Genomic DNA, 22616 nt, shown 5'->3' on the forward strand with positions numbered 1-22616 from the left:
GCCGGTGTTTGTCGTCAACCTGCCTGAGGCGCAGACGCCATCACACTTACCCCATGCATGTCCATGAACGCCACGGAGCTTCCCAGGACGCCGACACATTGAACGCCATCGAAAACCCCTTTAACCTCATTGATGCCCCCGTCGCCGGCAGCACGCGGCGCGTTTGCGGAGCCCGCCGATGGTGATGGCCTGGTTGATCGCGCTTCCCTTGCTGGCAGCGTTGCTGTTGTTGCTGGTGCGGCGCCGCGTACGCTTTCTGGCCACGCCCATCGTGGTGGGCACGCCGTTGCTTGGCCTTGGCTTGCTGCTCAGCGTGCGCAGCGCCGTGTTCGAGGGCCGCACCATTGCCTGGCGCCAGCCCTGGCTCGAGGACATCGGGCTAAGCCTCAGCCTGCGGCTGGACGGCCTGGCCTACGTGTTTGCGCTGCTGGTGCTGGGCATCGGGTTGCTGGTCATCCTTTATGCGCGCTACTACCTGCCGCGCAGCGAGTCCACCGTACGTTTCTTCTCCCTGCTGCTGCTGTTCATGGCGGCGATGCTGGGTGTGGTGCTGTCCAGCAACCTGCTGCTGCTGGCGGTGTTCTGGGAGATGACCAGCATCGTGTCGTTCCTGCTGATCGGCTTCTGGTCCTATCGCTCCGATGCGCGCAAGGGCGCGCGCATGGCGCTGACGGTGACCGGCGGGGGCGGGCTGGCGTTGCTGGCCGGCGTGCTGTTGCTCGGGCATATCTGCGGCAGCATGGAGCTCTCCGTGGTGCTGGCCCAGGCCGGCAGCGTGCAGCGCCACCCGCTGTATCCGGTGATGCTGAGCTTGATCTTGCTGGCGGCGTTTACCAAGTCCGCGCAATTTCCCTTCAGTTTCTGGCTGCCGCATGCGATGGCAGCGCCCACGCCGGTGTCCGCCTACCTGCATTCCGCCACGATGGTCAAGGCCGGCGTCTTCCTGCTGGCGCGGCTGTATCCGGTGCTGGACGGCACCAACTGGTGGTTCTACATGGTCAGCCTCACCGGCCTTGCCACGCTGGTGCTTGGCGCGGGCATGGCCTTGCTGCAGCGGGACCTCAAAGGCCTGCTGGCGTATTCCACCATCAGCCATCTTGGCCTGATCACGCTGCTGTTCGGCCTGGACACGCAGCTGAGCACGGTGGCCGCGCTGTTCCACATCATCAACCATGCGGTGTTCAAGGCATCGCTGTTCATGGCGGCGGGCATCATCGACCATGAGACCGGCACGCGCGACCTGCAACGGCTGCGGGGCCTGCGCCGCTATATGCCGCACACGGCGTTGCTGGCCATCGTGGCGTCGCTCTCGATGGCGGGCGTGCCACTGTTCAACGGCTTCCTGAGCAAGGAGATGTTCTTCGGTGAGACGCTCGCACAGGGTCTGCTGGGGGATTTCAACTGGATCATCCCGGCGGCGGCGACCCTTGCCGGGGCGTTGACGGTGGCGTACTCGCTGCGCTTTATCTACGGTGTGTTCTTTGGCGGCGAGCCGGACGACTTGCCGAACTATCCGCCACATGAGCCGCCGCGCTCCATGAAGATCCCGGTGGAGGTGCTGGTTGCCATCTGCCTTGTGGTCGGGCTGTTCCCGGCGTATACGGTAGGGCCCTTGCTGGCGACGGCCGCCCTGGCGACGCTGGGCGGCCCGCTGCCGGAATACAGCCTCAGCCTGTGGCATGGCGTCAATCTGCCCCTGGTGATGAGCTTGGTCTCGATGGGCGGCGGCGGCGTGCTGTTCTTCTTGCGGCGTAACGCTTTTCATCGGACGCACGCGCGTTTTGCCCATCTGAACGCGCGCGATGCGTTCGAGGCCGGCATCGACACCCTGGCGCAGATGGCCGGGCGCGTCACCGGCGCATTCGAGACTGGCTCGCTGCAAGGCTACCTGGCGTGGATGCTGGCCGCCATGTTGCTGATTCCCGCCGTCTTCCTGTCCGACCTGGACACGCTGGCTGGCCCGGTGCCATCGATGCCGCTCGACCTCATGACGGTGGCGGGGATGGGTTTGCTGGGGCTGTCGGCGATCGGCGTGGTGATTGCCCACCGGCAACGGCTGAACGCGCTTGTGCTGCTGAGCGCGTGCGGCTTGCTGGTGGCGCTGCTGTTCACGCGCTTCTCGGCGCCGGACCTGGCGCTGACGCAGGTCTCGGTCGAGGTCGTCACGATCCTGCTGCTGGTGCTGGCCTTGTACTTCCTGCCTGTTGACCGGCCGGATTCGTCCTCGGTGGGCCGGCACGTGCGCGACGGCTGCCTGGCGCTGGGCGGCGGCACGCTGCTGGCCATCCTGGCCTACGCGGTGATGACCCGGCCTTACGACGCGATCTCCTCGTTCTTCCTGGCCAACAGCGTGGAAGGCGGCGGTGGCCATAATGCGGTCAACGTGATCCTGGTGGACTTCCGCGGCTTCGATACGATGGGCGAGATCTGCGTGCTGCTGGTCGCCGGACTGGCGGTGCAGGCGCTGCTCAAGGGCATGCGCCTGACAGCGCCGCCAGCGGGGCCCAACGGGCTGCCATGGTCAAGCCAGAGCCATCCCTTGCTGCTCGCCATCCTGGCCCGGCTGATGTTGCCGCTGACCATGCTGGTCGCGGTCTTCGTGCTGCTGCGCGGGCACAACCTGCCGGGCGGCGGCTTTATCGCCGCGCTGATCACGGCGGTAGCCTTGCTGCTGCAGTACGTGGCCAGCGGCGTGCTGTGGACGCAGGCGCGCATCGCGCTGAACTATCGCGCGCTGGCCGGTGGCGGCATCCTGGTGGCGGGGCTGACCGGCCTGGGCAGCTGGGCGTTTGGTTTTCCGTTCCTGACCACGGCCTTCGGCCATTTCCACATACCGGTGCTGGGAGAAATCGAACTGGCGACCGCCATGGTGTTTGACCTTGGCGTTTATTTCACGGTGGTGGGCACGACCTTGCTGATCGTGTCCCACCTCGGTGTGCGCGACAAGCGCGTCAGTGTCAACGGCAATGGCAATGGCAATGGCAATGTCAATGTCAATGCGAAGGAGGGGGACTGATGGAAGCCGTCTACGCCGGCACGGTCGGCATCCTGATGGCCTGCGGCATCTACCTGCTGCTGCGTGCCCGCACGTTTTCCGTGGTGGTGGGGCTGGCGCTGATCTCGTACGCCGTGAGCCTGTTCCTGCTGGGGATGGGGCGGCTCTCCACCGGCCGCCCGCCGATCATTGCCACGGGCGCGCAGTATGCCGATCCGCTGCCGCAGGGCCTCGTGCTGACGGCCATCGTCATCGGTTTTGCCATGACGGCATTCGCGGTGGTACTGGCCTTGCGCTCCCTCGGCATCACGGGCAGCGATCATGTGGACGGCAGGGAAGCGGGCCCGGCGCAGGGCGAGCCGCCGGCGGCCGGTACCCCCGGCCCCTCCGGCACCCCCGGCACAGACACGGCGAGCGGCCAATGACCCACAGCCTCCAACTGTCGATTCTCCTGCCCATCCTGCTGCCGATGTTTGCCGGCGGCCTGCTGGTGGCCGCGCCGGCGCGCTGGGCACGGGCCCAGCGCGTGCTGAGCACCGCGGTCACGCTGCTGTTGCTGCCGGTCGCGGCGTGCATGGTCAGTGTGGCGGCCACGGGCGCCATCATGGTCGATCACATCGGGAACTGGCCAGCGCCGTTTGGCATCGTGCTCCAGCTCGACCGGCTGGGCGCCCTGATGCTGTTGCTGACCGCGGTGCTGGGCGCGGCCGCCGTGGTGGCGGCGGGCCGGGGCGATGCGCGCCTCGGGCGGCATTTCCATGCGCTGTTCCAGTTCCAGCTGATGGGGCTGAACGGCGCCTTCCTGGCCGGCGACCTGTTCAATCTCTTCGTCTTCTTCGAGATCCTGCTGATCGCCTCCTATGCCTTGCTGCTGCACGGCGGCGGGCGGGCACGCATCGGTGCCGGGCTGCACTACGTCGTGCTGAACCTGGCCGGATCCGCTTTCTTCCTGATCGCGATCGGCGTGCTGTACGGGCTGAGCGGCACGCTCAACATGGCGCATATGGGCGTGCGGCTGGCCGGACTGGCGCCGGCCGATGTGCCGCTGGCCACGGCGGCGGGCGTCATGCTGATGCTGGTCTTCGCGCTCAAGGCCGCGCTGTTTCCCATGGTTTTCTGGCTGCCCAAGGCCTACGCCAGCGCCACGGGCTCGGCCGCGGCGCTGTTCGCCATCATGACCAAGGTGGGCATCTACGCCATCCTGCGCTGCGCCGCGCTGGTTTTCGATGCGCCGGATGGCATGCTGGGCGTGTTCCTGCATGACTGGGTGTGGTGGCTGGCCCTTGCCACCATGGCGTTCGGCGCCCTCGGCGCGCTGGCCGCCCCGAACCTCAAATCGCTGACCTGCTACCTTGTGCTGGCATCGGTAGGGTTGCTGGCGGCCAGCGTGTCGATGCAGACAGCGCAAAGCTGGGCAGGGGCGCTGTATTACCTGCTCAGCACCACGCTGTGCACGGCGGCGCTGTTCCTGCTGGCGGACGCGCTGGAGCCCGCGCCGCCTGCCGCCCCGGCGCGCGAGCCGGTGGCGGTGGTCCGTGGCTCGCGGCTGGCAGGCTTGCTGTTCCTGGTCGCGGCGGTGGCGGCGATCGGCCTGCCGCCGCTATCCGGCTTCATCGGCAAGATCATGGTCATGCGCAGTGCCTCGCTGCCGGCGGCGGCCGTGTTGTGGCCTTGCATCCTGCTGTCCAGCCTGGCGCTGCTGATTGCGGTCAGCCGCACGGGCACGCGCCTGTTGTGGCGCCTGCCTCAGGATCACGATCCGGAGCGCCATGGCGCTTGCCAGCGCATTGCGCCCGATGGCTGGAAGCTGGGCTGCTGCGCGTTCCTGCTGGCCTGCAGCTTGGCGCTGGTCGTGTGTGCTCGTCCGCTGAGTCAGTATCTTGCCGACACGTCCGCCCAGTTGTTCGACCGTGGCGCGTACCTGCGCGCGGTGCTGCCGTCCGGGGGAGGCTGACACCATGTGGAAACGCTTGTTCCCGCATCCTTGGCTCAGCCTGGCGCTGCTGGCGATCTGGCTGCTGCTGGCCAATAGCGCATCGCCAGGCAACTTGGCGCTGGGTGCCTTCCTCGGCTGGGCATTCTCGCTGCGAATCGGGTCACGGCTCTGGCTGCGGCCGGTGCGGCTGTCTCGTCCCGACCTGATGCTGCGCTTGTTCGTGCATGTGCTCATCGACATCGTGGTGGCCAATGTGGAAGTGGCCATCCTGGTGCTGGGGCCGGTATCCCGGCTGCGCCCGGCCTTTATCCAGCTGCCGATCGATGTCGAGCACGAGCTGGCGCTGGCCGCGCTGATCAGCATCGTGTCGCTCAGCCCTGGCACCTTGTGCGCCGAACTCAGCGACGACCGCCGCCGACTGCTGGTGCATGTGCTGGATCTTGACGATGAGGCCAGGCTGATCGCGCTGATCAAGACGCGCTACGAGACACCGTTAAGGGAGATATTCGAATGCTTGCCGTCGTAATACCGATTTCGCTGGCGATCCTCGGGGTTGCCTGCCTGCTGGCCTTTATCCGCCTGGTGCGCGGCCCGGGCCTGCCCGACCGCATCGTGGCGCTCGATACGCTCAATATCAATGCCATCGCGCTGATCGTGGTGTTCGGCATCTGGCTGCGCTCGGCGCTGTTTTTCGAGATTGCGCTGCTGATCGCGGTGATGGGCTTCATTGGCACCGTCGCGCTGACCAAGTACCTGCAGCGCGGCGACATCATCGAACTCAAGTAACCGGCACCGGGAGACCCAATGGACTCGATGAGCCCCGTCGCGGAAATCGCCACCTGCGCGCTGCTGCTGATCGGCAGCGTCTTCACCCTGGTCGGCGCGATCGGCCTCGTCCGGCTGCCGGATTTCTTCATGCGCCTGCACGGCCCGACCAAGTCGACTACGCTTGGCGTTGGCGGCGTAGTGTTGGCGTCGGTGGTGTTCTTCAGCAACCAAGGCGACGGCCTGAGCCTGCATGCGTTGCTGGTGACTGCCTTCCTGTTTCTTACCGCGCCGATCAGCGCCCATATGCTGGCCAAGGCGGCCATGCAGCAGCGCCTGCCGGTGGACCCGCGCACGCGCGGGCGATTGTGGGATGCGCAGGACCGGGAGCGCAGCGATGCGCCGGCGCAGGGCGTGGAGCCGGCTTCGCCCCGGGACGCTCAGGGCAACTGAGCGTGCAACCTTCGGCTTTTATCCCTGTTCCCACGAACTGCACCATCCGGCGGCAGCTACCTGCTTGTCGCCAAACAGCACGCAGCCGCCCGTTGCCGGGTTGGCGCCTTCCTGGAACAGCTGGCAGTTGGCGCAGGTCTGGCTGGCGGCATGCCTGGGATATTTGGCCTGGTCTACCTTGCGGGTATCCGCCTTGTAGCCCAGCTTGACCGCCTGCGGATCGGCCTCGTCGAGCGTGGGCGCGGCGGCGTAAGCGCCACGCCAGGCCGGGACGGCGGCAAGGCTTGCGACAACGGCCACCGGCATTGTTTTCATGAATTGACGGCGGGAGGACATGGGGTTTCCTTTTTTTTCTGTGGGCCGGCGGCTATTTTGCGGGGTGTTTCGGTATCCGGCCGGGCGATTGTGGCACAGGCGCTGCTGGCTGGTTGCGGGTTGATGCGGCGCCAACCCATCCGAGCGCTTCGCCGCGCCATATCTGTGGCAAACTCGGCGCTAACTTTTTTGTGCCTGCGCCGCTGGCGCGCATTCAATCCCAAGCCCTCATCAAGTCTAATCAAGCCCATGACCGCGTCCACCAATACCGACACTCTCCGCCAAGCCCTGCAGGAGCCGCTGCCTTTGCAGCTCGCGCCCTTGATGGGCACCGCCTTTGCCGAGGCGGGCGAGGCAGAGCGGTTTGCCATCTATACGGAACCGCCGGAAGCGCCCGGGCGCGATGAGGTGCTCGCTGCGCTGCGCAGCCATCTCGAGGTGCATGCCGGCGACGAGCCGGCCGTTGGCGAAGTCCTCGACAGCGAGGACTGGGAGCCGGGCCAGGCATTCGAGATGGACATGGATACCGATGAGGTTTGCGGCCAGGTGCTGTTCTACCGCCTGATCCTCGCGCGAGACCTGGATCCGGTCGGGTACTGCGCGTTCGAGATCAATGCCGACGAAACCGGCGTGATCTTCGTCACGCTGGTCGAGTCGTGGATTCGCCCGCAGTACCAGCCGCTTGGCCTGCAGCGCGGCTTTGTGCAGCTGCTGGCCAATGCCGTCTACGCCTTGCTGGGCGACCTGGATGCGCGGCTGCAGGTGGCGGGCGAGCGTAGCGCGTCGTTCGAGGTGTTGCTGGGGCAGGACCAAGCGTCCACTACGGGCGCGGCGCTGTTGCAGTCGGCCGCCGAGACGCTGAAGGCGTGGACGGTCGCAGCGGATGCTGCCGGGCGCGAGCCGCTGGGCATTACCAGCGTCCGTGTTTCGGTGCTTCCCGCCAACTCGGCGGGTTGAGGCGAGGGCGGGGAACGCGTTCATGGCCACCGGCATGGCCTGTTCCTGGAAGATTGGCACGCCGGGCGCGCACGATAGCGCTTTCTCCATGGCGATGCTGGAATAAGCGGCCGGCCGAGTCCCTGCCGGTGGCGCAGTAAGGATGCACCATGCCGCTTTGCACCGGGCCCGGCCGGACGATGGCCACCTCGACCACCAGGTCGTAGAACGCGCGGGGCCGCGCGGCGGCTTGTCGCATTTGGGCTTGCCGCTTGTCGCATCCGGGTTTGGCCTGCCCAGGGCGCCTGAATAGACTCGTTGCTTCCATCCAGGGAGAACGCCATGTCATCTGCGCCACGACTGCCTTACCGACCTTTCCATCGATCTTTGCTGTCTTACGGAGCCTACGGGGCTTCGGCCGCCATCCTTGCCGCCCTGAGCTTCGGGACGGCCTTTGCACAAGGCTGGCCTACCCGGCCCATCACGCTGGTCGTCCCGTTCCCGGCAGCCGGGGGCACCGACCTTGTCATCCGGTCGATCCAGCCGCTGCTGCAAAAGGAACTCGGGCAGCCGGTCGTCATCGACAACCGTAGCGGGGCCGGCGGCACCATCGGCTCGACCTTTGTCGCACGGGCCGCGCCGGATGGCTACACCGCCGGGGTCGTCACCACCAGCACGCATGCGGTCAGCGTCAGCGTGTACCCGAAGCTGGCGTATGACCCGGCCAGCGACTTCGCCTACGCGGGTTTCATCGGCACGTCGCCCTATGTGCTGGCAGTCAACCGGTCCTTGCAGGCCAAGGACGTCAAGGCGCTGGTGGAGAAGCTGAAGGCGGCAGGCGGGCAGCCCACGATCGGCTCGGTTGGCGTGGGCACGGTCTCCCACCTGATGGGGGAGCAGTTCAGCAAGCTGGCGAACGTGCCCATGATCCACGTGCCGTATCGCGGCGCGGCGCCGGCCTATACCGACCTGATGGGCGGGCAGGTCCAGTTGATGTTCGATAACCCGGTCGGCCTGGCGCCTTATGTGAAAGCGCAGAAGATCACGGCCATCGCCACGACCGCGCCTACGCCGCTGCTGGCGGACGTGCCGACCTTCGCCAGGCAGGGCATTGTCAATTTCGAGCAGCAGCTCTGGTATGGCGTGGCCTTTCCCAAGGGCACGCCGCTGGCCATCGTCAGCCGCTTCAATGCGGCGCTGAACACGGTGCTCGCGCAGCGCGCTGTGGCCCGCGACCTGGCCACCAAGGGCGTTACCGCTCACCCGGGCACGCCGGCCGAGATGCAGGCAACGGTGAACAAGGACATTCCGTACTGGGGCGCTATTGCTAGATCCGTGGGGGCCACCGTTGAATAAGCCCGCCTCGATCAGCATGCCCACTACGCCCGGCGCGGTCACGGTCATGCGCGTGTTTGTGCGCGGTGCGAACGCGGCCCGTGGCGGCAACCCGGTTCCCCTTGTCGCCGATGCGCGCGGCATGTCCGATGCTGCCATGCAGCAGGTGGCACTCAGCCATGGACATGAATCCGCCTTTGTCCTGCCGCCGAGCGATAGCCGATTCGACTGGCGCCTGCGCTTCTTTGTCCCGCAGCACGAGATGGAAATGTGCGGGCACGCCACCGTCGGCACGCTCTGGGCGCTGCGCCAATGGAAACGCTGGACCAGCCCCACGGCACGGGTGGAGACCTTGAGCGGCCCGGTCGTTGCCCGGTGGGATGAAGCGCACCAGCGCGCCTGGATCTCGCAGCCGCCCGTCAATCGCCGTGCGCTGTTGGAGCCGGAGCGCCAGCGCGTGGCCGACGTGCTTCGTTTGCCGGCCGGCGCCGCGCACTACGCCATGACAAACGCATCCACCAGCCGGGTCAAGACCCTGGTGGCACTGCCGGATGTGGCGGCGCTCAACCGGTTGCAGCCGGATTTCGACGCGATGGCAGCGCTGTGCGAGTCGATCGGTTCCACGGGGCTCTATCCGTTTGCGATGGATGCGACGGCGCCGCACGTTGTGCATGCCCGGCAGTTCCCCAAATCCTCTGGCTACCCCGAGGACGCGGCGACGGGCATCGCCGCGGCCGCGCTCTGGGGGCATCTGATTGCGTCGGGCGCGTTTGCCAACGACGGTGCTGGCTCGCAAGCGGTCACCGTCGTGCAAGGCGAAGCCATGGGCTGCCCGTCCGAGATCCAGGTGAGCCCTCGGTATTCGCCGGAAGGGGGGGAAGATGGTTGCTGGCTAAGCGGCAACGTGGAATGGGAGGCGCCGTGAGCCATGCATCTCCGGAGGCCCGGCTGGCAGCCGCCGGCTTTGCATTGCCGAGCGCTCCCGTGCCGCGCGGCATGTATGCCCCTTCCTGCATGGTGTCCGGACAGGAAGGGCGATGGATTGCCATCAGCGGCCAGACCTGCCGGCAAGATGGGATAGCCATCGCGGGCATTTGCCACGGCGAGTACGACGTGGCCGACGCGCGCCTTGCCGCCGAAGTGGCCATGCTGAATGCGCTGGCGGCGCTACGGGACGCTTGCGGCGGCCAGCTGGACCGGGTGGCACAAGTGATGCGCTTGCGCGGCTTCATTCGTGCATCGGCGGATTTCGCGCACCATCCCGCGGTGCTGGACGCGGCCTCGGCCGTGCTGTGCGTGGCGTTTCCCGGCCAGTTGCTGCCTGCCCGCAGCGCGGTTGGCGTGGCGAGCCTGCCGAGCCAAGCCTGGATCGAAATCGAGATCGATGCGTGGGCGCTGGCTTGCTAAACGCGATGTCGGACGGCTGGCTAACGGGTTTGCTCGCCGGCCGTCCGCAGTAGCCTGGCGAGGTGCCCGCTGGTAGCGAATCCAAGCCGCTCGCTGACCCGGGCCAGTGAATGCCCCTCGCTCAGCAATGCCCTGGCGTGCGCTGCCAGCAGCCTGCGCCGGATGCTGACGGGACTGGCGCCGAATTCCTCTTGCGCGGCGCGTTGAAGCTGGCGCGTTGAGACGCCGAGCTCGCAAGCCACCGCTTCCACGGCGGGGAGCGCGGCCTCGTATTCCAATGCCAGCATGAAGCACTGCACCATCCTGCTCCCGATGGAGATGGGCGCTGGCGGCAAGGCCAGCGGCTGGCTCGATAGCACTTGCGCAATGATCGCGCGCACCAATAGCGCGGTGCTGGCCGTGGCGAGGGTTGGCGCCAGCAGGGCATCCAGCATGGCGATGGTGGCGCCGTCCAGACGGAGGGCCCCGAAATGCCGGCACTCGTGCAGGCTGTCGGGCGGCAGGTACAGCTCCCCGTGTTGTTGGCGGCCCGAATCCGAGACGGTGAGGTGCGCGGCATAAACGGGAAGCAAGACGGCCGAACCCCGGACCAGCTTTGCGGCGCGGGAGTCTGCGAGGCCTGGGGCGCGATCGGAATCATGGCCTGGCGCCATCCACGCACTTTTGAGCCTGCCCAGGCGCGGCCACAGTAGCATGGCGCAATCGTGCGTATGCCATTCGAAGCGATAGTCCGGCTGGCGGCTCTCGCGGAACGCGAATCCTTGGGCCGAGATCAGGGCAAGCTTGGAGGAGAGTGGCGCAGTGATGGGCATCGGAACGCGTTGCTGGTGTCGTGGCTTTCGAGCCTTTGCTCAGGTACGGGTGATCGATGCACCACCATCCACCAGGGATGCGGTACCGGTCACGAAGGCTGAATCGTCGGATGCCAGGTACAGCACCGAACGGGCCAGTTCGTCCGCACTGGCCACGCGCTTGAGGGCGTGGAGGTTGGTGATAAAGGACTGGGACTCCGCCGTGCTGTTCATGCTGCGGTACATGTCGGTGTCCACGGCCCCCGGCAGTATCGCATTGACACGCACTCCTTGTGGCCCGAACTCGGCGGCCAGCGCCTGGGTCAGGCCGATCAGCCCCGATTTGCTCGCCGCGTAGGCTGCCACACCGGGGAACGCAAAGCTGTAGCCGACAAACGTCGAGGTGAAGATGACCGAGCCGCCGCCATTCTTGAGCATTTGCGCGATCTGATGCTTGGCGCCGAGGAAGGAGCCCGTCAGGTTGATCGCGATGGCGTCATTCCAGCCCGCTTCGGAAACACTGGTGCTGGGGCCGGATTCGCCCAGCGTGCCGGCGTTGTTGAACGCGACATCCAGCCTGCCGTAACGCTCGACTGCCAGCGCGACCAGCGCCTTGGCATAGTCCTCCGCGCGCACATCGCCAGCCAACGCGGTGGCGTCGCCGCCGGCCGCGCGGATCTGCGTGGCCAGTTTGTCCAGTTCGTCCTGGCGCCGTGCCCCGATGACGACCTTGGCGCCCTGGGCGGCAAACAGCTTCGCCGTGGCGAATCCGATGCCGCCGCTGGCACCGGTGATGATGGCGACCTTTCCGGCCAAGCGTTCCATAGCGTTTCTCCTGTTCGGCGCATGCGGAGGGTTCCGCCTGATGGCGCCTGGTTAAGCGAGTATGGTTGTCAAAAGCGATTTCCAACAGGGCTGTATCGCAAAATTCACGCAAGCGCATGACGCCATGCCGGCGCTGAAGGCAAGGAAAAAAGCGCCCGCTGCCGGGTAAGAAAAGCCTGGCCCGTTTGAAAAGAGTTCCTATATTAGTAAGGCTCAAAGCATGGGGCGCGCTTCACGCCGCCGCATGTGCACGCACGCGGGCGCCGCGCCCACGAGGCGAATTCAAGGCGAGGGCGTCACGCGTCCTCGATCGATCCGTACGTCCGTATCGGAGAAACACCATGACTAACCCGAAGCTCGAGGTATTGACGCCGCAGAACAGTCAGTTGATTTTCATCGATCACCAGCCACAAATGGCCTTCGGCGTGCAATCCATGGACCGGCAGGCCCTCAAGAACAATACTGTCGGATTGGCCAAGGCGGCGAAGATCTTCAATATTCCCACCACGATCACTACCGTGGAGTCCGAGAGTTTCTCGGGCTTCACCTATCCGGAATTGCTCGATGTGTTTCCCGGCAAGACGCTGCTTGAACGCACGTCGATGAACTCCTGGGATGACCAGAAGGTACGTGATGCGCTCGCGGCGAACGGGCGCAAGAAGGTCGTCGTCTCCGGCTTGTGGACCGAGGTGTGCAACAACAGCTTTGCGCTGTGCGCGATGGCCGAGGGCAACTACGAAATCTACATGGTGGCCGACGCCTCGGGCGGCACTTCCAAGGAAGCGCACGACTATGCCATGCAGCGCATGATCCAGGCTGGCGTCGTCCCCGTGACCTGGCAGCAGGTGCTGCTCGAATGGCAGCGCGACTGGGCGCACCGCGACACCTATGACGCCGTGATGAAACTGGTCAAGGAGCATTCCGGCGCTTACGGCATGGGCGTGGACTATGCCTACACGATGGTGCACAAGGCCGAGCAACGGACCAGCGACAAGCACGAGGCCCTGCCGGCCGTGCCCGCCCGCTAGCGCTCAGACTGCGCTTTGCCGAACCGGCGGGTGCCGCTTTGCCGCGGCCCCCGCTGCATGTCGTTGCCATCGACCGGAGCCTCGCCATGGATGCCACCGCCAAGCCCGAACTGATCCTGATGAACGGGCGCTTTGCCACGCTTGACCGCGCCAACCCGCAGGCCGATGCCGTTGCCATCCGGGATGGCAAGTTCGTTGCCGTGGGCGCGCGGCAGGATGTGATGGCCCTGGCGGACAGCGGCACCCAGGTGATCGACCTGCATGGCCGTTGCGTCGTGCCGGGGCTGATCGACAGCCATATGCACATCATCCGCGGCGGACTGAACTACAACATGGAGTTGCGCTGGGATGGCGTGCGCTCGCTGGCCGATGCCATGCGCATGCTCAAGGAGCAAGTGGCGCGCACACCGGCACCACAATGGGTGCGCGTGGTAGGCGGCTTTACCGATCAGCAATTCGCGGAGAGGCGCCTGCCTACCATCGATGAGCTGAACGCGGCCGCGCCGGATACCCCGGTATTCATCCTGCACCTGTACGACCGTGCCATCCTCAACGGCGCCGCCCTGCGCGCCGTGGGCTATACCAAGGACACGCCGAACCCGCCGGGCGGCGAGATCGTGCACGACAAGGCCGGCAATCCCACGGGCCTGCTGCTCGCCAAGCCAAACGCCACCATCCTCTACGCCACGCTGGCCAAGGGCCCGAAGCTGCCGCCCGAATACCAGAAGAACTCCACGCGCCATTTCATGCGCGAGGTGAACCGTCTTGGCGTGACCGGCGTCATCGACGCTGGTGGCGGCTACCAGAACTACCCCGAGGACTACCACATCATCGAGGAGCTGCACAAGGACGGGCAGCTCACGGTGCGCCTGGCCTACAACCTGTTCACGCAAAAGCCCAAGGACGAGCTCAGCGATTTCAGCGGCTGGTCCAAGCAGATCAAGCCCGGCCAGGGCGACGACCTGTACCGCCACAACGGCGCCGGCGAGATGCTGGTCTACAGTGCCGCCGACTTCGAGGACTTTCGCGTCGAGCGGCCCGACATGCCGCCATCGATGGAAGGCGACCTGGAGCCGGTGATCCGCCTGCTGGCGGAAAACCGCTGGCCATGGCGCCTGCACGCTACCTATGACGAGACCATCTCCCGCGCGCTGGACGTCTACGAAAAGGTGGCGCGGGACGTGCCGTTCGACGGCCTGCACTGGTTCTTCGATCATGCCGAGACCATTACCGACCGCAACATCGACCGCATCGCGGCGCTGGGCGGCGGCATCGCCGTGCAACACCGCATGGCCTACCAGGGCGAGTATTTCGTCGAGCGCTATGGCGCCAAGGCCGCCGAGAGCACGCCGCCCATCAAGCGCATGCTGGAGCGCGGAGTCAATGTGGGCGGCGGCACCGATGCCACGCGCGTGGCGTCGTACAACCCCTGGGTGTCGCTGTCCTGGATGGTCACTGGCAAGACCCTGGGCGGACTCTCGCTGTATCCGCAGGCCAACCTGCTCGACCGCGAAGCCGCGTTGCGCCTGTGGACCGAGGCCAATACCTGGTTCTCCTCCGAGCAAGGCAAGAAGGGCCAGATCCAGGCTGGGCAGCTGGCCGACCTGGCGGTGCTGTCGAGCGACTATTTCTCCGTGCCGGGCGACGAGATCCAGGACATCACCTCCGTGCTGACCATGCTGGGCGGCAAAGTCGTGTATGGCGATGGCGATTTCGGCAAGCTGGCGCCGCCGCTGCCGCCCGCCATGCCGGACTGGGCGCCGGTGCGCGCTTTCGGCGGCTACCAGCCACGGCGGGCGCCAGGCGCGCAGGCGCTGGCCGTGACGGCTGGCTGCGGCTGCGCGAGCGCCTGCGGCGTGCACGGCCATGCACATGCCGGTGCGTGGCAGTCCAGCGCGCCGGTGTCGGATCACCGCGGGTTCTGGGGCGCGTTGGGTTGCTCCTGCTGGGCGTTCTGATGGCAGTGAAGACGGCAGTGAAGACGCTTTGGTCCGCACCACCATCCTGACCGGCGGCTACTTCCAGGGAGAAGCACCATGAAGCTGTTTCTTGTTTCGTTCGGCGCGGGGATTCTGGTTGGCATCATCTATGCGCTGTTGCAGGTCCGCTCGCCGGCCCCGCCCGCCATTGCCTTGATCGGGCTGCTTGGGATGCTGATTGGCGAGCAGGTGGTGCCTACCGCAAAGCGCTTGATGGCCGGCGAGCCGATCACTGTTGCGTGGTTCCGCTCCGAGTGCGTGCCCAAGATCAGTGGTGCACCCCCCGCGCCGCCTGTGTCGGCGCAGGGGGCGGCGGCAACGGTGGCCAGCACAGGAGACAAGAGCGGCACCTAGGTGCCGGCCCACGCGGGGGACATGGCGTCAGGACCTGGACTTATGCCCCGGCTTGCCCATATCCAGCGCTATATCGAGCGAGGCTCATGCCCAAAGCTGCTGCGGGTACGGATCTGTCCGTCCAGTCCATGAATCAACAACTCGACCTGCTCGCGCTGGGCGTCGCGCGTGCCGGCCTCCACGGCGTCTTCCTGCGACGCGTGATGCGAGTTGGCATACCGCGCGCCCTCCTGGATCACGTCCCATCCGGAACCATGCGGCAAAACGTGGATGTTATGGGCTGTCATGACGATCTCCTGTGGCTTCTAGCTGATAGCGGCTGACTCCATTCTGGCCCAGTGCCAGCACATGGCTATCGGAGACCGTCTGACTTTAATCGTTGTGGGCGGGCGGGTCGCCGACCGGGTCCGGATGGATCTGCATGATGGCGTCGCGCTTTTCCAGCAAGTGGCGCTTGAGGATGGCGCCCAGCAGCTTGCCGTCACGCGCCTCCAGTGCCTTGATCATGTCTTCGTGATCATGCACGGCGCGATCCCACTTGTCCGTCTGGTGGTTGGAGCGAAAGCGCAGCGCCTTCAGGCGGCGGTTGATGCCCTGGTAGGTCTGGCGCAGCGCGGTGTTGCGCGCCGCCTCGTTGATGCGGTCGTGGATTTCCTGGTTGCGGCTGTAGTAGCCCGGCAGGTCGTTCTGCACACGGCAGGCCAGCATCGAATAATGCAGCGCCTTGATCTCGGCCAGCTCGGCCGGCGTGATGCGCTCGCAAGCCAGCTCGCCCGAGAAGGCTTCCAGGCCGCTCATCAGCTCGAACGTCTCCCAGACTTCCGCCTCCGTCATGCGCGAGACGCTGGCGCCCCGGTTGGGCGAGATCTCGATCAGGCCCTCCGCCGCCAGCACCTTGAACGCCTCGCGCAGCGGCGTGCGGGAGATGCCCAGCGTTTCACATAGCTCACGTTCGTTGAGCTTCATGCCCGGGGACAGCACGCCTTCCACGATGAACTTGCGCAGGTGGTCGACTACCGTGTCGTGCAGCCGCTGGCGCTCGACCTTGGGGAGGACCGCGGCAGGGCGCGTGAGGTCGCTGCCAGATGGATTCTGCATTCAAAGTCCTTATCTTTGCGTTTTTCGCATTCTACTGCATCTCCTGGCAGGCACCCAAATTCGGGGTAAACACCCAATGTTCAGGCCAAAACAGCGCTTGGAGGTGGTGCGTTTCGTCTGCTAAAGTATTTTGAATGCAAAATGCATAATTCACAAAGGAGGGACAACCCATGATCAAACTCGACTTCCACCCCGCTGGCCGCCACTTCCTGCAGATCCCTGGCCCGAGCCCAGTGCCCGACCGGATCCTGCGTGCCATGAGCTATCCGACCATTGACCACCGTGGCCCGGAGTTCGGCGCGCTGGGCCGCAAGGTGCTGGCGGACATCAAGAAGATCTTCAAGACCGAGCAGCCGGTCATCATCTATCCGGCCTCTGGCACCGGCGCCTGGGAGGCCGCGCTGACCAACACGCTGAGCCCCGGCGACACGGTGTTGATGTTCGAGACGGGTCACTTCGCCACGCTGTGGAAAAAGATGGCGCAAGCGCTCGGGTTGAAGCCGGAATTTCTCGGGCTGCCCGGCATCGAGGGCTGGCGCCGTGGCGTGCAGGCCGACATGATCGAAGCTCGCCTGCGCGCCGACAGCGCGCACGCCATCAAGGCGGTGTGCGTGGTGCACAACGAGACCTCGACCGGCGTGACCTCCGACATCGCCGCGGTGCGCCGCGCCATCGACGCGGCCGGCCACCCGGCGCTGCTGCTGGTGGACACCATCTCCGGCCTGGCCTCGGCGGACTATCGCCACGACGAGTGGGGCGTGGACGTAACGGTATCGGGCTCGCAGAAAGGGCTGATGCTGCCACCGGGGATCAGCTTCAATGCGCTGTCGCCCAAGGCCATCGCGGCCAGCAAGGCGGCAAAGCTGCCGCGCGCGTTCTGGGCCTGGGACGAGATCATCGAAGCCAACAAGAACGGCTACTGGCCGTACACGCCGAACACCAATCTGCTCTATGGCCTGTCCGAGGCGCTGGACATGATCCTGGAGGAGGGCCTGGACAACGTCTTCGCGCGGCACCAGCGGCTGGCCGAAGCCACGCGCCGCGCGGTGCGGGCCTGGGGCCTGGAGATCCAGTGCGCGGATGCCTCCGTGTACAGCCCCGTGCTGACGGGCGTGATGATGCCCGACGGCGTGGATGCCGACGACGTGCGCAAGCGCATCTATGAACGCTTCGACATGTCGCTGGGACAGGCGCTGGGCAAGATACGCGGCAAGATGTTCCGCATCGGTCATCTCGGCGACTGCAACGACCTCACGCTGATGGCCACGCTGTCCGGCTGCGAAATGGGGCTGAAGCTCGCCGGCGTGCCGGTGGCGGCCAGCGGCGTCGTGGCGGCGATGGAGTACCTGGCATCGCATGCGGATAGCCCGGTGCTGAAGGCCGCGGCATAAGCCAGCAAGGGAGGGCCGGGCGGCCTTCCTGAACCGCGCAACGCAATAACAAGCGAGCGAGTGCAAGCAGGCATGGCTTCACCCCTGGGGTGAGGCCAGGGACAGGTGTTGCCCATTTTTGCCGTTCGGCAGCCATGCCAACGCCTGTGCGCAGTAGCGGGAACCGGCCATAGAGCCGGCCGCGATGAATTTGCCCTGGCCCCGGCGTCCCGCCGGGCGGGCAGGAACAACACAACGGAGACAAACCATGAAGCGCCTGCGTGCAACCAGCGTCGTGCTGGGGATGCTATGCATCATGTATTTCATCACCTACCTGGACCGCGTCAATGTGAGCACGGCCGCGGCCGGCTTTGGCCAGGAGTTCAACCTCAGCAAGACCGAGATCGGCCTGGTGTTCTCGGCCTTTGCCTATCCCTACCTGGTGTTCCAGATCATCGGCGGCTGGGTGAGCGACCGGTTCGGCGCCAAGCGTACCCTGATGGTCTGCGGCGTGCTGTGGGCCGTCGCCACGTTGCTCACGGGCTTTGCCGGCGGTCTGGTTTCCCTGCTCGCCGCGCGCTTGCTGCTGGGCCTGGGCGAGGGCGCTACCTTTCCGGCTGCCACCGCCGCCATGGCACGCTGGGTGCCCAAGGAAAAGCGCGGCTTCGCGCAGGGCATCACCCATGCCTGCGCCCGGGTCGGCAACGCCGTGGCCCCGGCCGCGGTCGTCGCCATCATGGCGGTCTACGGCTGGCGCGAGTCGTTTTACATCTGCGGCGCGATCAGCCTGGTCTGGGTGGCGCTGTGGGCGGTGACCTTCACCGAGCATCCGAAGGACCATCCCCGCATGACCCCGGCAGAACTCGAGACGCTGCCCGCCCCCAGGAAAAAGGCTGCCAACGTGCCCTGGCGCCGCCTGTTCAAGCGCATGGCCCCCGTGACCATCGTCTACTTCTGCTACGGCTGGACCCTGTGGTTGTTCCTGAGCTGGATTCCGCAGTACTTCCTGCATAGCTACGACCTGGACCTGAAGAAGTCCGCCATCTTTGCCTCCGCCGTATTCTTTGCCGGTGTGATCGGCGACACCCTGGGCGGCATCGTTACTGACAAGCTCTACGACCGCACCGGCAGCCTGAAGCGCGCGCGCAGCGGGATGGTGGCGGTCTGCATGCTGCTGACCATGTTGTCGCTGCTCCCCCTGCTGTTTACGCACAACCTCTATGTCTCGATGGCTTGCCTGGCCGGCGGCTTTTTCTTTGCCGAGATGACGATCGGGCCGATGTGGGCGATTCCCATGGACATCGCGCCGGAGCATTCCGGCACCGCGAGCGGGATGATGAATTCCGGCTCGGCGCTGGCCGCGATCATCTCGCCAGTGCTCTCGGGCTACCTGATCGATCGCTTCGGCAGCTGGGAGCTGCCCTTTATCGGCAGCATGGTGCTGATGGGTATCGGCGTGATCCTGGCCTTGCGCATGCAGCCAGAGAGCAAGTTCGAAGCTGAGCCCGCGGATGCCTCGAAGCCGTTGCGCGCCTGAGCCACGCAGACATGCCAACCGACCCGCAAACCATGCGCCAGCCCTATGCCCATCTCTATCCCTCGCCGGGTCGTACACGGGCATGCATTTTCCCGCCCGGGCAGGCGTGGCGCTGGGCCGGATCGCCGGCCTGCCGCCGGTTGAACTGACACTCGCATGACACGGCGTGCCGGCACGGCACCGCTCCACACAAGCCCTGGTAGAAAGCCATGAACCCATCCTCCTCCCCGATGCTCGTCAAGCCAATCCATCTTGTGCCGTCGCCGGGCCGCGCCGGCCCGGCGCTGTCGCCGCTCTCGGCCCGTTTGCGCAAGGAACTGCGCGGCGACGTGTTCTTCGACCGCGCCAACCGGGGCCGCTACGCCACCGATGCCTCGATCTACCAGATCACGCCCATCGGCGTGGTGGTGCCGCGGGACCAGGCGGACCTGTTGCTGGCGCTGGAGATCGCCCGCGACGAAAAAGCCCCGGTACTGGCGCGCGGCGCCGGCACCAGCCAGTGCGGACAGACGGTTGGCGAGGCGCTGGTGATCGACAACAGCAAGTGGCTGAACAACGTGGTGGATTTCGATCCCGTGGCCGCCACCATCACGGTTGAGCCCGGCATTGTGCTGGACCACCTCAACGCCTGGCTGAAACCGCACGGCCTGTGGTTCCCGGTGGATGTATCGACGGGGGCGCAATGCACCATCGGCGGCATGGCCGGCAACAACTCTTGCGGCTCGCGCTCCATCGAGTACGGCAACATGGTGCACAACGTGCTGGGCATCGATGCCGTGCTGGCAGATGGCAGCCAATGCCATTTCGGCTCGCTGAAGGCTCCCGTTTCCGATCCGCGCGCAGCGGGCATCCTGAAGGGCTTGCAACGCATCGCCACGCGCGAGCGCGACGAGATTGCCGAGCGCATGCCCAAGGTGCTGCGCCGTGTGGCCGGCTACAACATCGACCTGTTCGCATGCCAGAATCCGCGTGCCTATACCGACGACGGCCACGCCAATCTCTCGCATATCCTCGTGGGTTCGGAGGGCACGCTGGCTTATAGCCGGCAGGTCACGCTGAAGCTGTCTGCGCTGCCGCGGCACAAGGTGCTGGGCGTGGTGAATTTCCCCACGTTCTACCAGGCCATGGACATGACGCAGCATATCGTCAGGCTCAAGCCGGTTGCGGTGGAACTGGTGGATCGCACCATGATCGACCTGTCGATGGAGAACCCGGCGTTCCGCCCCGTCATCGAGAGCGCCTTGTCCGGCGAGCCGCAGGCCATCTTGCTGGTCGAGTTCGCCGGGGAGGAACACAGCGCGCTGCTGGCGCAGCTCGACGACCTGGCAGCGCTGATGAGCGACCTGGGGCTGCCCGGCTCGGTGGTCAAGATGGCCGACGCCAGGTCGCAGAAGGCGTTGTGGGATGTGCGCAAGGCCGGGCTCAATATCATGATGAGCATGAAGGGCGATGGCAAGCCGGTTTCCTTTATCGAGGATTGCGCCGTGCCGCTGGAGCACCTGGCCGAGTACACCCGCCGGCTTACCGCCGTGTTCCACAAGCACGAGACCGAAGGCACCTGGTATGCCCATGCCAGCGTGGGCACGCTGCATGTGCGCCCGATCCTGGACATGCGGCGCGACGGCGCAGTGCGCATGCGCGAGATCGCCGAGGAAGCGGCAGAGCTGGTGCGCGAGTACAAGGGCGCGTACTCCGGAGAACACGGCGATGGCCTGTGCCGGGGCGAATGGGTGGCCTGGCAGTATGGGCCGCGCATCAACGCCGCCTTCGGCGAGATCAAGGCGCTGTTCGATCCGGACAACCGCTTCAACCCGGACAAGATCGTACGCCCGCCCAGGATGGACGCGCGCGAGAACTTCCGCTTTGCGCCGGGCTATGCCGCCTTGCCACTCACGCCGGCGCTCGACTGGTCCGCATGGAACGTCAGCCGCAACCCGTTGACCGGCGAGGAAACGGCGCCCGGCACGGGCACCGACCGCGCCGGCGGCCTGGCTGCGGCGGTGGAGATGTGCAACAACAACGGCCACTGCCGCAAGTTCGATGCGGGCACCATGTGCCCGAGCTATCGCGTGACCAAGGACGAGCAGCACGTCACGCGCGGCCGTGCCAATACGCTGCGGCTGGCAGTGTCGGGCCAGCTGGGCGATGACGGCCTTGCCAGCCGTGAAGTCAAGGAAGCGCTCGACCTGTGCGTCTCCTGCAAAGGCTGCAAGCGCGATTGCCCGACCGGCGTGGACATGGCCAGGTTCAAGATCGAAGCGCGCCATGCCTGGGCCCAGCGGCACGGCATCACCGTGCGCGAGCGCATGGTGGCGTTCATGCCGCGCTATGCGCCCGTGGCGAGCCGCCTTGCCGCGCTGCTAGCGCTGGCCGATGGCATTCCCGGCATCTCCGGCGTGGTGAAGCGGGCCATGGGATTCGCGCCGCAACGCTCGCTGCCGCGCTTCAAGGCCGCGTTCCTGTCAAAAGCCAAGGCAACGCGCCAAGGCGGGGCGGGCCGCGAAGTCATGCTCTTCGTCGACACCTTCAGCAACTACATGGAGCCGGAGAACGCGCTGGCGGCGCAGCAGGTGCTGGAGGCGGCGGGCTACACGGTGCATTTCAACCGCCGCGAAGGCGAGCGCCCCTTGTGCTGCGGCCGCACCTTCCTTGCGGCGGGGCTGGTGGGCCAGGCCAGGGAGGAGGCGCGGCGCCTGCTGGATGCGGTCAAGCCCTATGTCGATCGCGACATCCCCATCGTCGGCCTGGAGCCTTCGTGCCTGCTGTCCTTGCGCGATGAGTTCCTTAGCTACGGCTACGGCGACGAGGCCAGGAAGCTGGCCGCACAGGCCTTCCTGTTCGAGGAGTTCCTGGTGCGCGAGAAGGCAGCCGGCCGCCTCTCGCTCGATCTTGATGCGCTGCACACGAGCGAGGCCGTGGTGCACGGCCACTGCCACCAGAAGGCATTCGACGCCTTCACCCCGGTGCAGACCGTGCTGGGCTGGATCCCCGGCCTGAAGGTCTCCCCGGTGGAATCGTCCTGCTGCGGCATGGCGGGCAGCTTTGGCTACGAGGCCGAGCACTACGAGGCGTCCAAGGCCATGGCCGAGCTGTCGCTGCTGCCAGCGGTGCGCAAGCGCGCCGCCAATGCCATCGTGGTGGCCGACGGTACCAGCTGCCGCCACCAGATCCTGGACGGCGCCGACACCGAGGCCATGCACGTGGCGCGTGTGCTGGCGATGGCGCTGAAGCGGCAGGGCGGGCCGCAGGCCTGAGGCCCGCGCAGTTCACCGTGGTGCTGCTCTGGCCGCGCAGCGATCGCTGCGTGGATCGCTGTTTTGCCACGGGGCAAATCCACCGGCCCGGAGGGAGCACTACCGCCGCGGTGCGGCAATTCCATGGCCTGGCGGCATAGCCTGGCAGGTCCTTCGGGGCTATTGCCAAACTCACTGCCTTACTGCGACTCAACCGCGTGAGTCTCGTCCCCCGCTCAGCGCCACGCACGCCCTCAGG

The 22616-nt window shown here is 66.1% G+C and carries 22 protein-coding genes; 16 read left to right on the plus strand and 6 right to left on the minus strand.

The window, feature by feature from the left end:
* Window positions 1-178 precede the first annotated feature (178 nt).
* The 6 genes from AC1Q7Q_RS25420 to AC1Q7Q_RS25445 are packed head-to-tail and all read left to right on the plus strand — an operon-like array spanning window position 179 to window position 6149.
* Window positions 179-3016 carry a monovalent cation/H+ antiporter subunit A gene (locus tag AC1Q7Q_RS25420; RefSeq protein ID WP_492371209.1) on the plus strand — a complete coding sequence of 946 codons (2838 nt, stop codon included), beginning with the start codon at window positions 179-181 and terminating at the stop codon, window positions 3014-3016.
* Complete coding sequence (locus AC1Q7Q_RS25425; protein WP_492371210.1) at window positions 3016-3420, plus strand: Na+/H+ antiporter subunit C; 405 nt, start codon at window positions 3016-3018, stop codon at window positions 3418-3420. The genes AC1Q7Q_RS25420 and AC1Q7Q_RS25425 overlap by 1 nt, the downstream gene beginning before the upstream one ends.
* Window positions 3417-4949, plus strand: a complete 1533-nt coding sequence (locus tag AC1Q7Q_RS25430) for a monovalent cation/H+ antiporter subunit D (protein WP_492371211.1) — start codon at window positions 3417-3419, stop codon at window positions 4947-4949. Before AC1Q7Q_RS25425 ends, AC1Q7Q_RS25430 begins: the two co-directional genes overlap by 4 nt.
* Window positions 4950-4953: 4 nt before the next feature.
* Entirely contained in the window at window positions 4954-5457 is a 504-nt protein-coding gene (locus tag AC1Q7Q_RS25435; RefSeq protein ID WP_492371212.1) for a Na+/H+ antiporter subunit E, read from the plus strand.
* Window positions 5442-5717: a K+/H+ antiporter subunit F gene (locus AC1Q7Q_RS25440; RefSeq protein ID WP_441631606.1), complete on the plus strand. Its 276-nt coding sequence runs from the start codon at window positions 5442-5444 to the stop codon at window positions 5715-5717. The genes AC1Q7Q_RS25435 and AC1Q7Q_RS25440 overlap by 16 nt, the downstream gene beginning before the upstream one ends.
* A gap of 27 nt (window positions 5718-5744) precedes the next feature.
* Window positions 5745-6149, plus strand: a complete 405-nt coding sequence (locus tag AC1Q7Q_RS25445) for a Na+/H+ antiporter subunit G (RefSeq protein ID WP_492371275.1) — start codon at window positions 5745-5747, stop codon at window positions 6147-6149.
* A gap of 18 nt (window positions 6150-6167) precedes the next feature.
* On the opposite strand, the gene AC1Q7Q_RS25450 is transcribed toward AC1Q7Q_RS25445, so the two are convergent.
* Window positions 6168-6485, minus strand: coding sequence for a high-potential iron-sulfur protein (locus tag AC1Q7Q_RS25450; protein WP_174425926.1), 318 nt, complete (start codon window positions 6483-6485; stop codon window positions 6168-6170).
* 228 nt (window positions 6486-6713) lie between these two features.
* On the opposite strand from AC1Q7Q_RS25450, the gene AC1Q7Q_RS25455 reads away from it, so the two are divergent.
* Entirely contained in the window at window positions 6714-7421 is a 708-nt protein-coding gene (locus tag AC1Q7Q_RS25455) for a hypothetical protein (protein WP_492371213.1), read from the plus strand.
* Here AC1Q7Q_RS25455 and AC1Q7Q_RS25460 read toward each other — a convergent pair.
* The gene (locus AC1Q7Q_RS25460) at window positions 7375-7749 is read right to left on the minus strand and encodes a hypothetical protein (RefSeq protein ID WP_492371276.1); all 375 of its coding nucleotides are present in this window, start codon (window positions 7747-7749) and stop codon (window positions 7375-7377) included. The genes AC1Q7Q_RS25455 and AC1Q7Q_RS25460 overlap by 47 nt on opposite strands.
* On the opposite strand from AC1Q7Q_RS25460, the gene AC1Q7Q_RS25465 reads away from it, so the two are divergent.
* Genes AC1Q7Q_RS25465 through AC1Q7Q_RS25475 form a run of 3 tightly spaced genes read left to right on the plus strand, consistent with a single transcriptional unit; the run spans window position 7743 to window position 10142 of the window.
* Window positions 7743-8756 carry a Bug family tripartite tricarboxylate transporter substrate binding protein gene (locus AC1Q7Q_RS25465; RefSeq protein ID WP_492371214.1) on the plus strand — a complete coding sequence of 338 codons (1014 nt, stop codon included), beginning with the start codon at window positions 7743-7745 and terminating at the stop codon, window positions 8754-8756. The genes AC1Q7Q_RS25460 and AC1Q7Q_RS25465 overlap by 7 nt on opposite strands.
* 16 nt (window positions 8757-8772) lie before the next feature.
* Entirely contained in the window at window positions 8773-9660 is an 888-nt protein-coding gene (locus AC1Q7Q_RS25470; RefSeq protein WP_492371215.1) for a PhzF family phenazine biosynthesis protein, read from the plus strand.
* Entirely contained in the window at window positions 9657-10142 is a 486-nt protein-coding gene (locus AC1Q7Q_RS25475; RefSeq protein ID WP_492371216.1) for a RidA family protein, read from the plus strand. The genes AC1Q7Q_RS25470 and AC1Q7Q_RS25475 overlap by 4 nt, the downstream gene beginning before the upstream one ends.
* Before the next feature lie 20 nt (window positions 10143-10162).
* Here AC1Q7Q_RS25475 and AC1Q7Q_RS25480 read toward each other — a convergent pair whose 3' ends face one another.
* Both AC1Q7Q_RS25480 and AC1Q7Q_RS25485 read right to left on the minus strand, forming a co-directional pair.
* Entirely contained in the window at window positions 10163-10954 is a 792-nt protein-coding gene (locus AC1Q7Q_RS25480) for a helix-turn-helix domain-containing protein (RefSeq protein WP_492371217.1), read from the minus strand.
* A gap of 39 nt (window positions 10955-10993) precedes the next feature.
* Entirely contained in the window at window positions 10994-11758 is a 765-nt protein-coding gene (locus AC1Q7Q_RS25485) for an SDR family oxidoreductase (protein ID WP_492371218.1), read from the minus strand.
* A gap of 341 nt (window positions 11759-12099) precedes the next feature.
* On the opposite strand from AC1Q7Q_RS25485, the gene AC1Q7Q_RS25490 reads away from it, so the two are divergent.
* From AC1Q7Q_RS25490 to AC1Q7Q_RS25500, 3 genes are all read left to right on the plus strand, one after another.
* A complete protein-coding gene (locus AC1Q7Q_RS25490; RefSeq protein ID WP_416052675.1) occupies window positions 12100-12786 on the plus strand; it encodes a hydrolase in 687 nt (228 codons plus the stop codon).
* A gap of 86 nt (window positions 12787-12872) precedes the next feature.
* Window positions 12873-14744 carry an amidohydrolase gene (locus AC1Q7Q_RS25495; RefSeq protein WP_492371219.1) on the plus strand — a complete coding sequence of 624 codons (1872 nt, stop codon included), beginning with the start codon at window positions 12873-12875 and terminating at the stop codon, window positions 14742-14744.
* Between the two features lie 78 nt (window positions 14745-14822).
* Entirely contained in the window at window positions 14823-15119 is a 297-nt protein-coding gene (locus AC1Q7Q_RS25500) for a XapX domain-containing protein (protein WP_492371220.1), read from the plus strand.
* A gap of 68 nt (window positions 15120-15187) precedes the next feature.
* Here the strand turns inward: AC1Q7Q_RS25500 and AC1Q7Q_RS25505 are convergent, their stop codons facing one another.
* Entirely contained in the window at window positions 15188-15406 is a 219-nt protein-coding gene (locus tag AC1Q7Q_RS25505) for a DUF2188 domain-containing protein (RefSeq protein ID WP_174425930.1), read from the minus strand.
* An 85-nt stretch (window positions 15407-15491) separates the two neighbouring features.
* Complete coding sequence (locus AC1Q7Q_RS25510; protein ID WP_150984617.1) at window positions 15492-16217, minus strand: GntR family transcriptional regulator; 726 nt, start codon at window positions 16215-16217, stop codon at window positions 15492-15494.
* A 170-nt stretch (window positions 16218-16387) separates the two neighbouring features.
* On the opposite strand from AC1Q7Q_RS25510, the gene AC1Q7Q_RS25515 reads away from it, so the two are divergent.
* The 3 genes from AC1Q7Q_RS25515 (at window position 16388) to AC1Q7Q_RS25525 (ending at window position 22378) form a co-directional block, all read left to right on the plus strand.
* Window positions 16388-17608, plus strand: coding sequence for a pyridoxal-phosphate-dependent aminotransferase family protein (locus tag AC1Q7Q_RS25515; protein ID WP_492371221.1), 1221 nt, complete (start codon window positions 16388-16390; stop codon window positions 17606-17608).
* 247 nt (window positions 17609-17855) lie between these two features.
* Window positions 17856-19124: an MFS transporter gene (locus AC1Q7Q_RS25520; RefSeq protein WP_492371222.1), complete on the plus strand. Its 1269-nt coding sequence runs from the start codon at window positions 17856-17858 to the stop codon at window positions 19122-19124.
* Window positions 19125-19333: 209 nt separating this feature from the next.
* Window positions 19334-22378 (plus strand): FAD-binding and (Fe-S)-binding domain-containing protein, encoded by a 3045-nt coding sequence (locus AC1Q7Q_RS25525; RefSeq protein ID WP_492371223.1) that lies wholly within the window; start codon window positions 19334-19336, stop codon window positions 22376-22378.
* Window positions 22379-22616 lie beyond the last annotated feature (238 nt).

This window comes from Cupriavidus sp. GW823-FHT07A04 (assembly GCF_058794615.1).

Bases quoted from the DNA above. Each gene is read 5' to 3' on its own strand.
- AC1Q7Q_RS25420 (WP_492371209.1), top strand. From the start codon at position 179: ATGGTGATGGCCTGGTTGATCGCGCTTCCCTTGCTGGCAGCGTTGCTG.
- AC1Q7Q_RS25425 (WP_492371210.1), top strand. From the start codon at position 3,016: ATGGAAGCCGTCTACGCCGGCACGGTCGGCATCCTGATGGCCTGCGGC.
- AC1Q7Q_RS25430 (WP_492371211.1), top strand. From the start codon at position 3,417: ATGACCCACAGCCTCCAACTGTCGATTCTCCTGCCCATCCTGCTGCCG.
- AC1Q7Q_RS25435 (WP_492371212.1), top strand. From the start codon at position 4,954: ATGTGGAAACGCTTGTTCCCGCATCCTTGGCTCAGCCTGGCGCTGCTG.
- AC1Q7Q_RS25440 (WP_441631606.1), top strand. From the start codon at position 5,442: ATGCTTGCCGTCGTAATACCGATTTCGCTGGCGATCCTCGGGGTTGCC.
- AC1Q7Q_RS25445 (WP_492371275.1), top strand. From the start codon at position 5,745: ATGAGCCCCGTCGCGGAAATCGCCACCTGCGCGCTGCTGCTGATCGGC.
- AC1Q7Q_RS25450 (WP_174425926.1), bottom strand. From the start codon at position 6,485: ATGTCCTCCCGCCGTCAATTCATGAAAACAATGCCGGTGGCCGTTGTC.
- AC1Q7Q_RS25455 (WP_492371213.1), top strand. From the start codon at position 6,714: ATGACCGCGTCCACCAATACCGACACTCTCCGCCAAGCCCTGCAGGAG.
- AC1Q7Q_RS25465 (WP_492371214.1), top strand. From the start codon at position 7,743: ATGTCATCTGCGCCACGACTGCCTTACCGACCTTTCCATCGATCTTTG.
- AC1Q7Q_RS25460 (WP_492371276.1), bottom strand. From the start codon at position 7,749: ATGACATGGCGTTCTCCCTGGATGGAAGCAACGAGTCTATTCAGGCGC.
- AC1Q7Q_RS25470 (WP_492371215.1), top strand. From the start codon at position 8,773: ATGCCCACTACGCCCGGCGCGGTCACGGTCATGCGCGTGTTTGTGCGC.
- AC1Q7Q_RS25480 (WP_492371217.1), bottom strand. From the start codon at position 10,954: ATGCCCATCACTGCGCCACTCTCCTCCAAGCTTGCCCTGATCTCGGCC.
- AC1Q7Q_RS25485 (WP_492371218.1), bottom strand. From the start codon at position 11,758: ATGGAACGCTTGGCCGGAAAGGTCGCCATCATCACCGGTGCCAGCGGC.
- AC1Q7Q_RS25490 (WP_416052675.1), top strand. From the start codon at position 12,100: ATGACTAACCCGAAGCTCGAGGTATTGACGCCGCAGAACAGTCAGTTG.
- AC1Q7Q_RS25495 (WP_492371219.1), top strand. From the start codon at position 12,873: ATGGATGCCACCGCCAAGCCCGAACTGATCCTGATGAACGGGCGCTTT.
- AC1Q7Q_RS25500 (WP_492371220.1), top strand. From the start codon at position 14,823: ATGAAGCTGTTTCTTGTTTCGTTCGGCGCGGGGATTCTGGTTGGCATC.
- AC1Q7Q_RS25505 (WP_174425930.1), bottom strand. From the start codon at position 15,406: ATGACAGCCCATAACATCCACGTTTTGCCGCATGGTTCCGGATGGGAC.
- AC1Q7Q_RS25510 (WP_150984617.1), bottom strand. From the start codon at position 16,217: ATGCAGAATCCATCTGGCAGCGACCTCACGCGCCCTGCCGCGGTCCTC.
- AC1Q7Q_RS25515 (WP_492371221.1), top strand. From the start codon at position 16,388: ATGATCAAACTCGACTTCCACCCCGCTGGCCGCCACTTCCTGCAGATC.
- AC1Q7Q_RS25520 (WP_492371222.1), top strand. From the start codon at position 17,856: ATGAAGCGCCTGCGTGCAACCAGCGTCGTGCTGGGGATGCTATGCATC.
- AC1Q7Q_RS25525 (WP_492371223.1), top strand. From the start codon at position 19,334: ATGAACCCATCCTCCTCCCCGATGCTCGTCAAGCCAATCCATCTTGTG.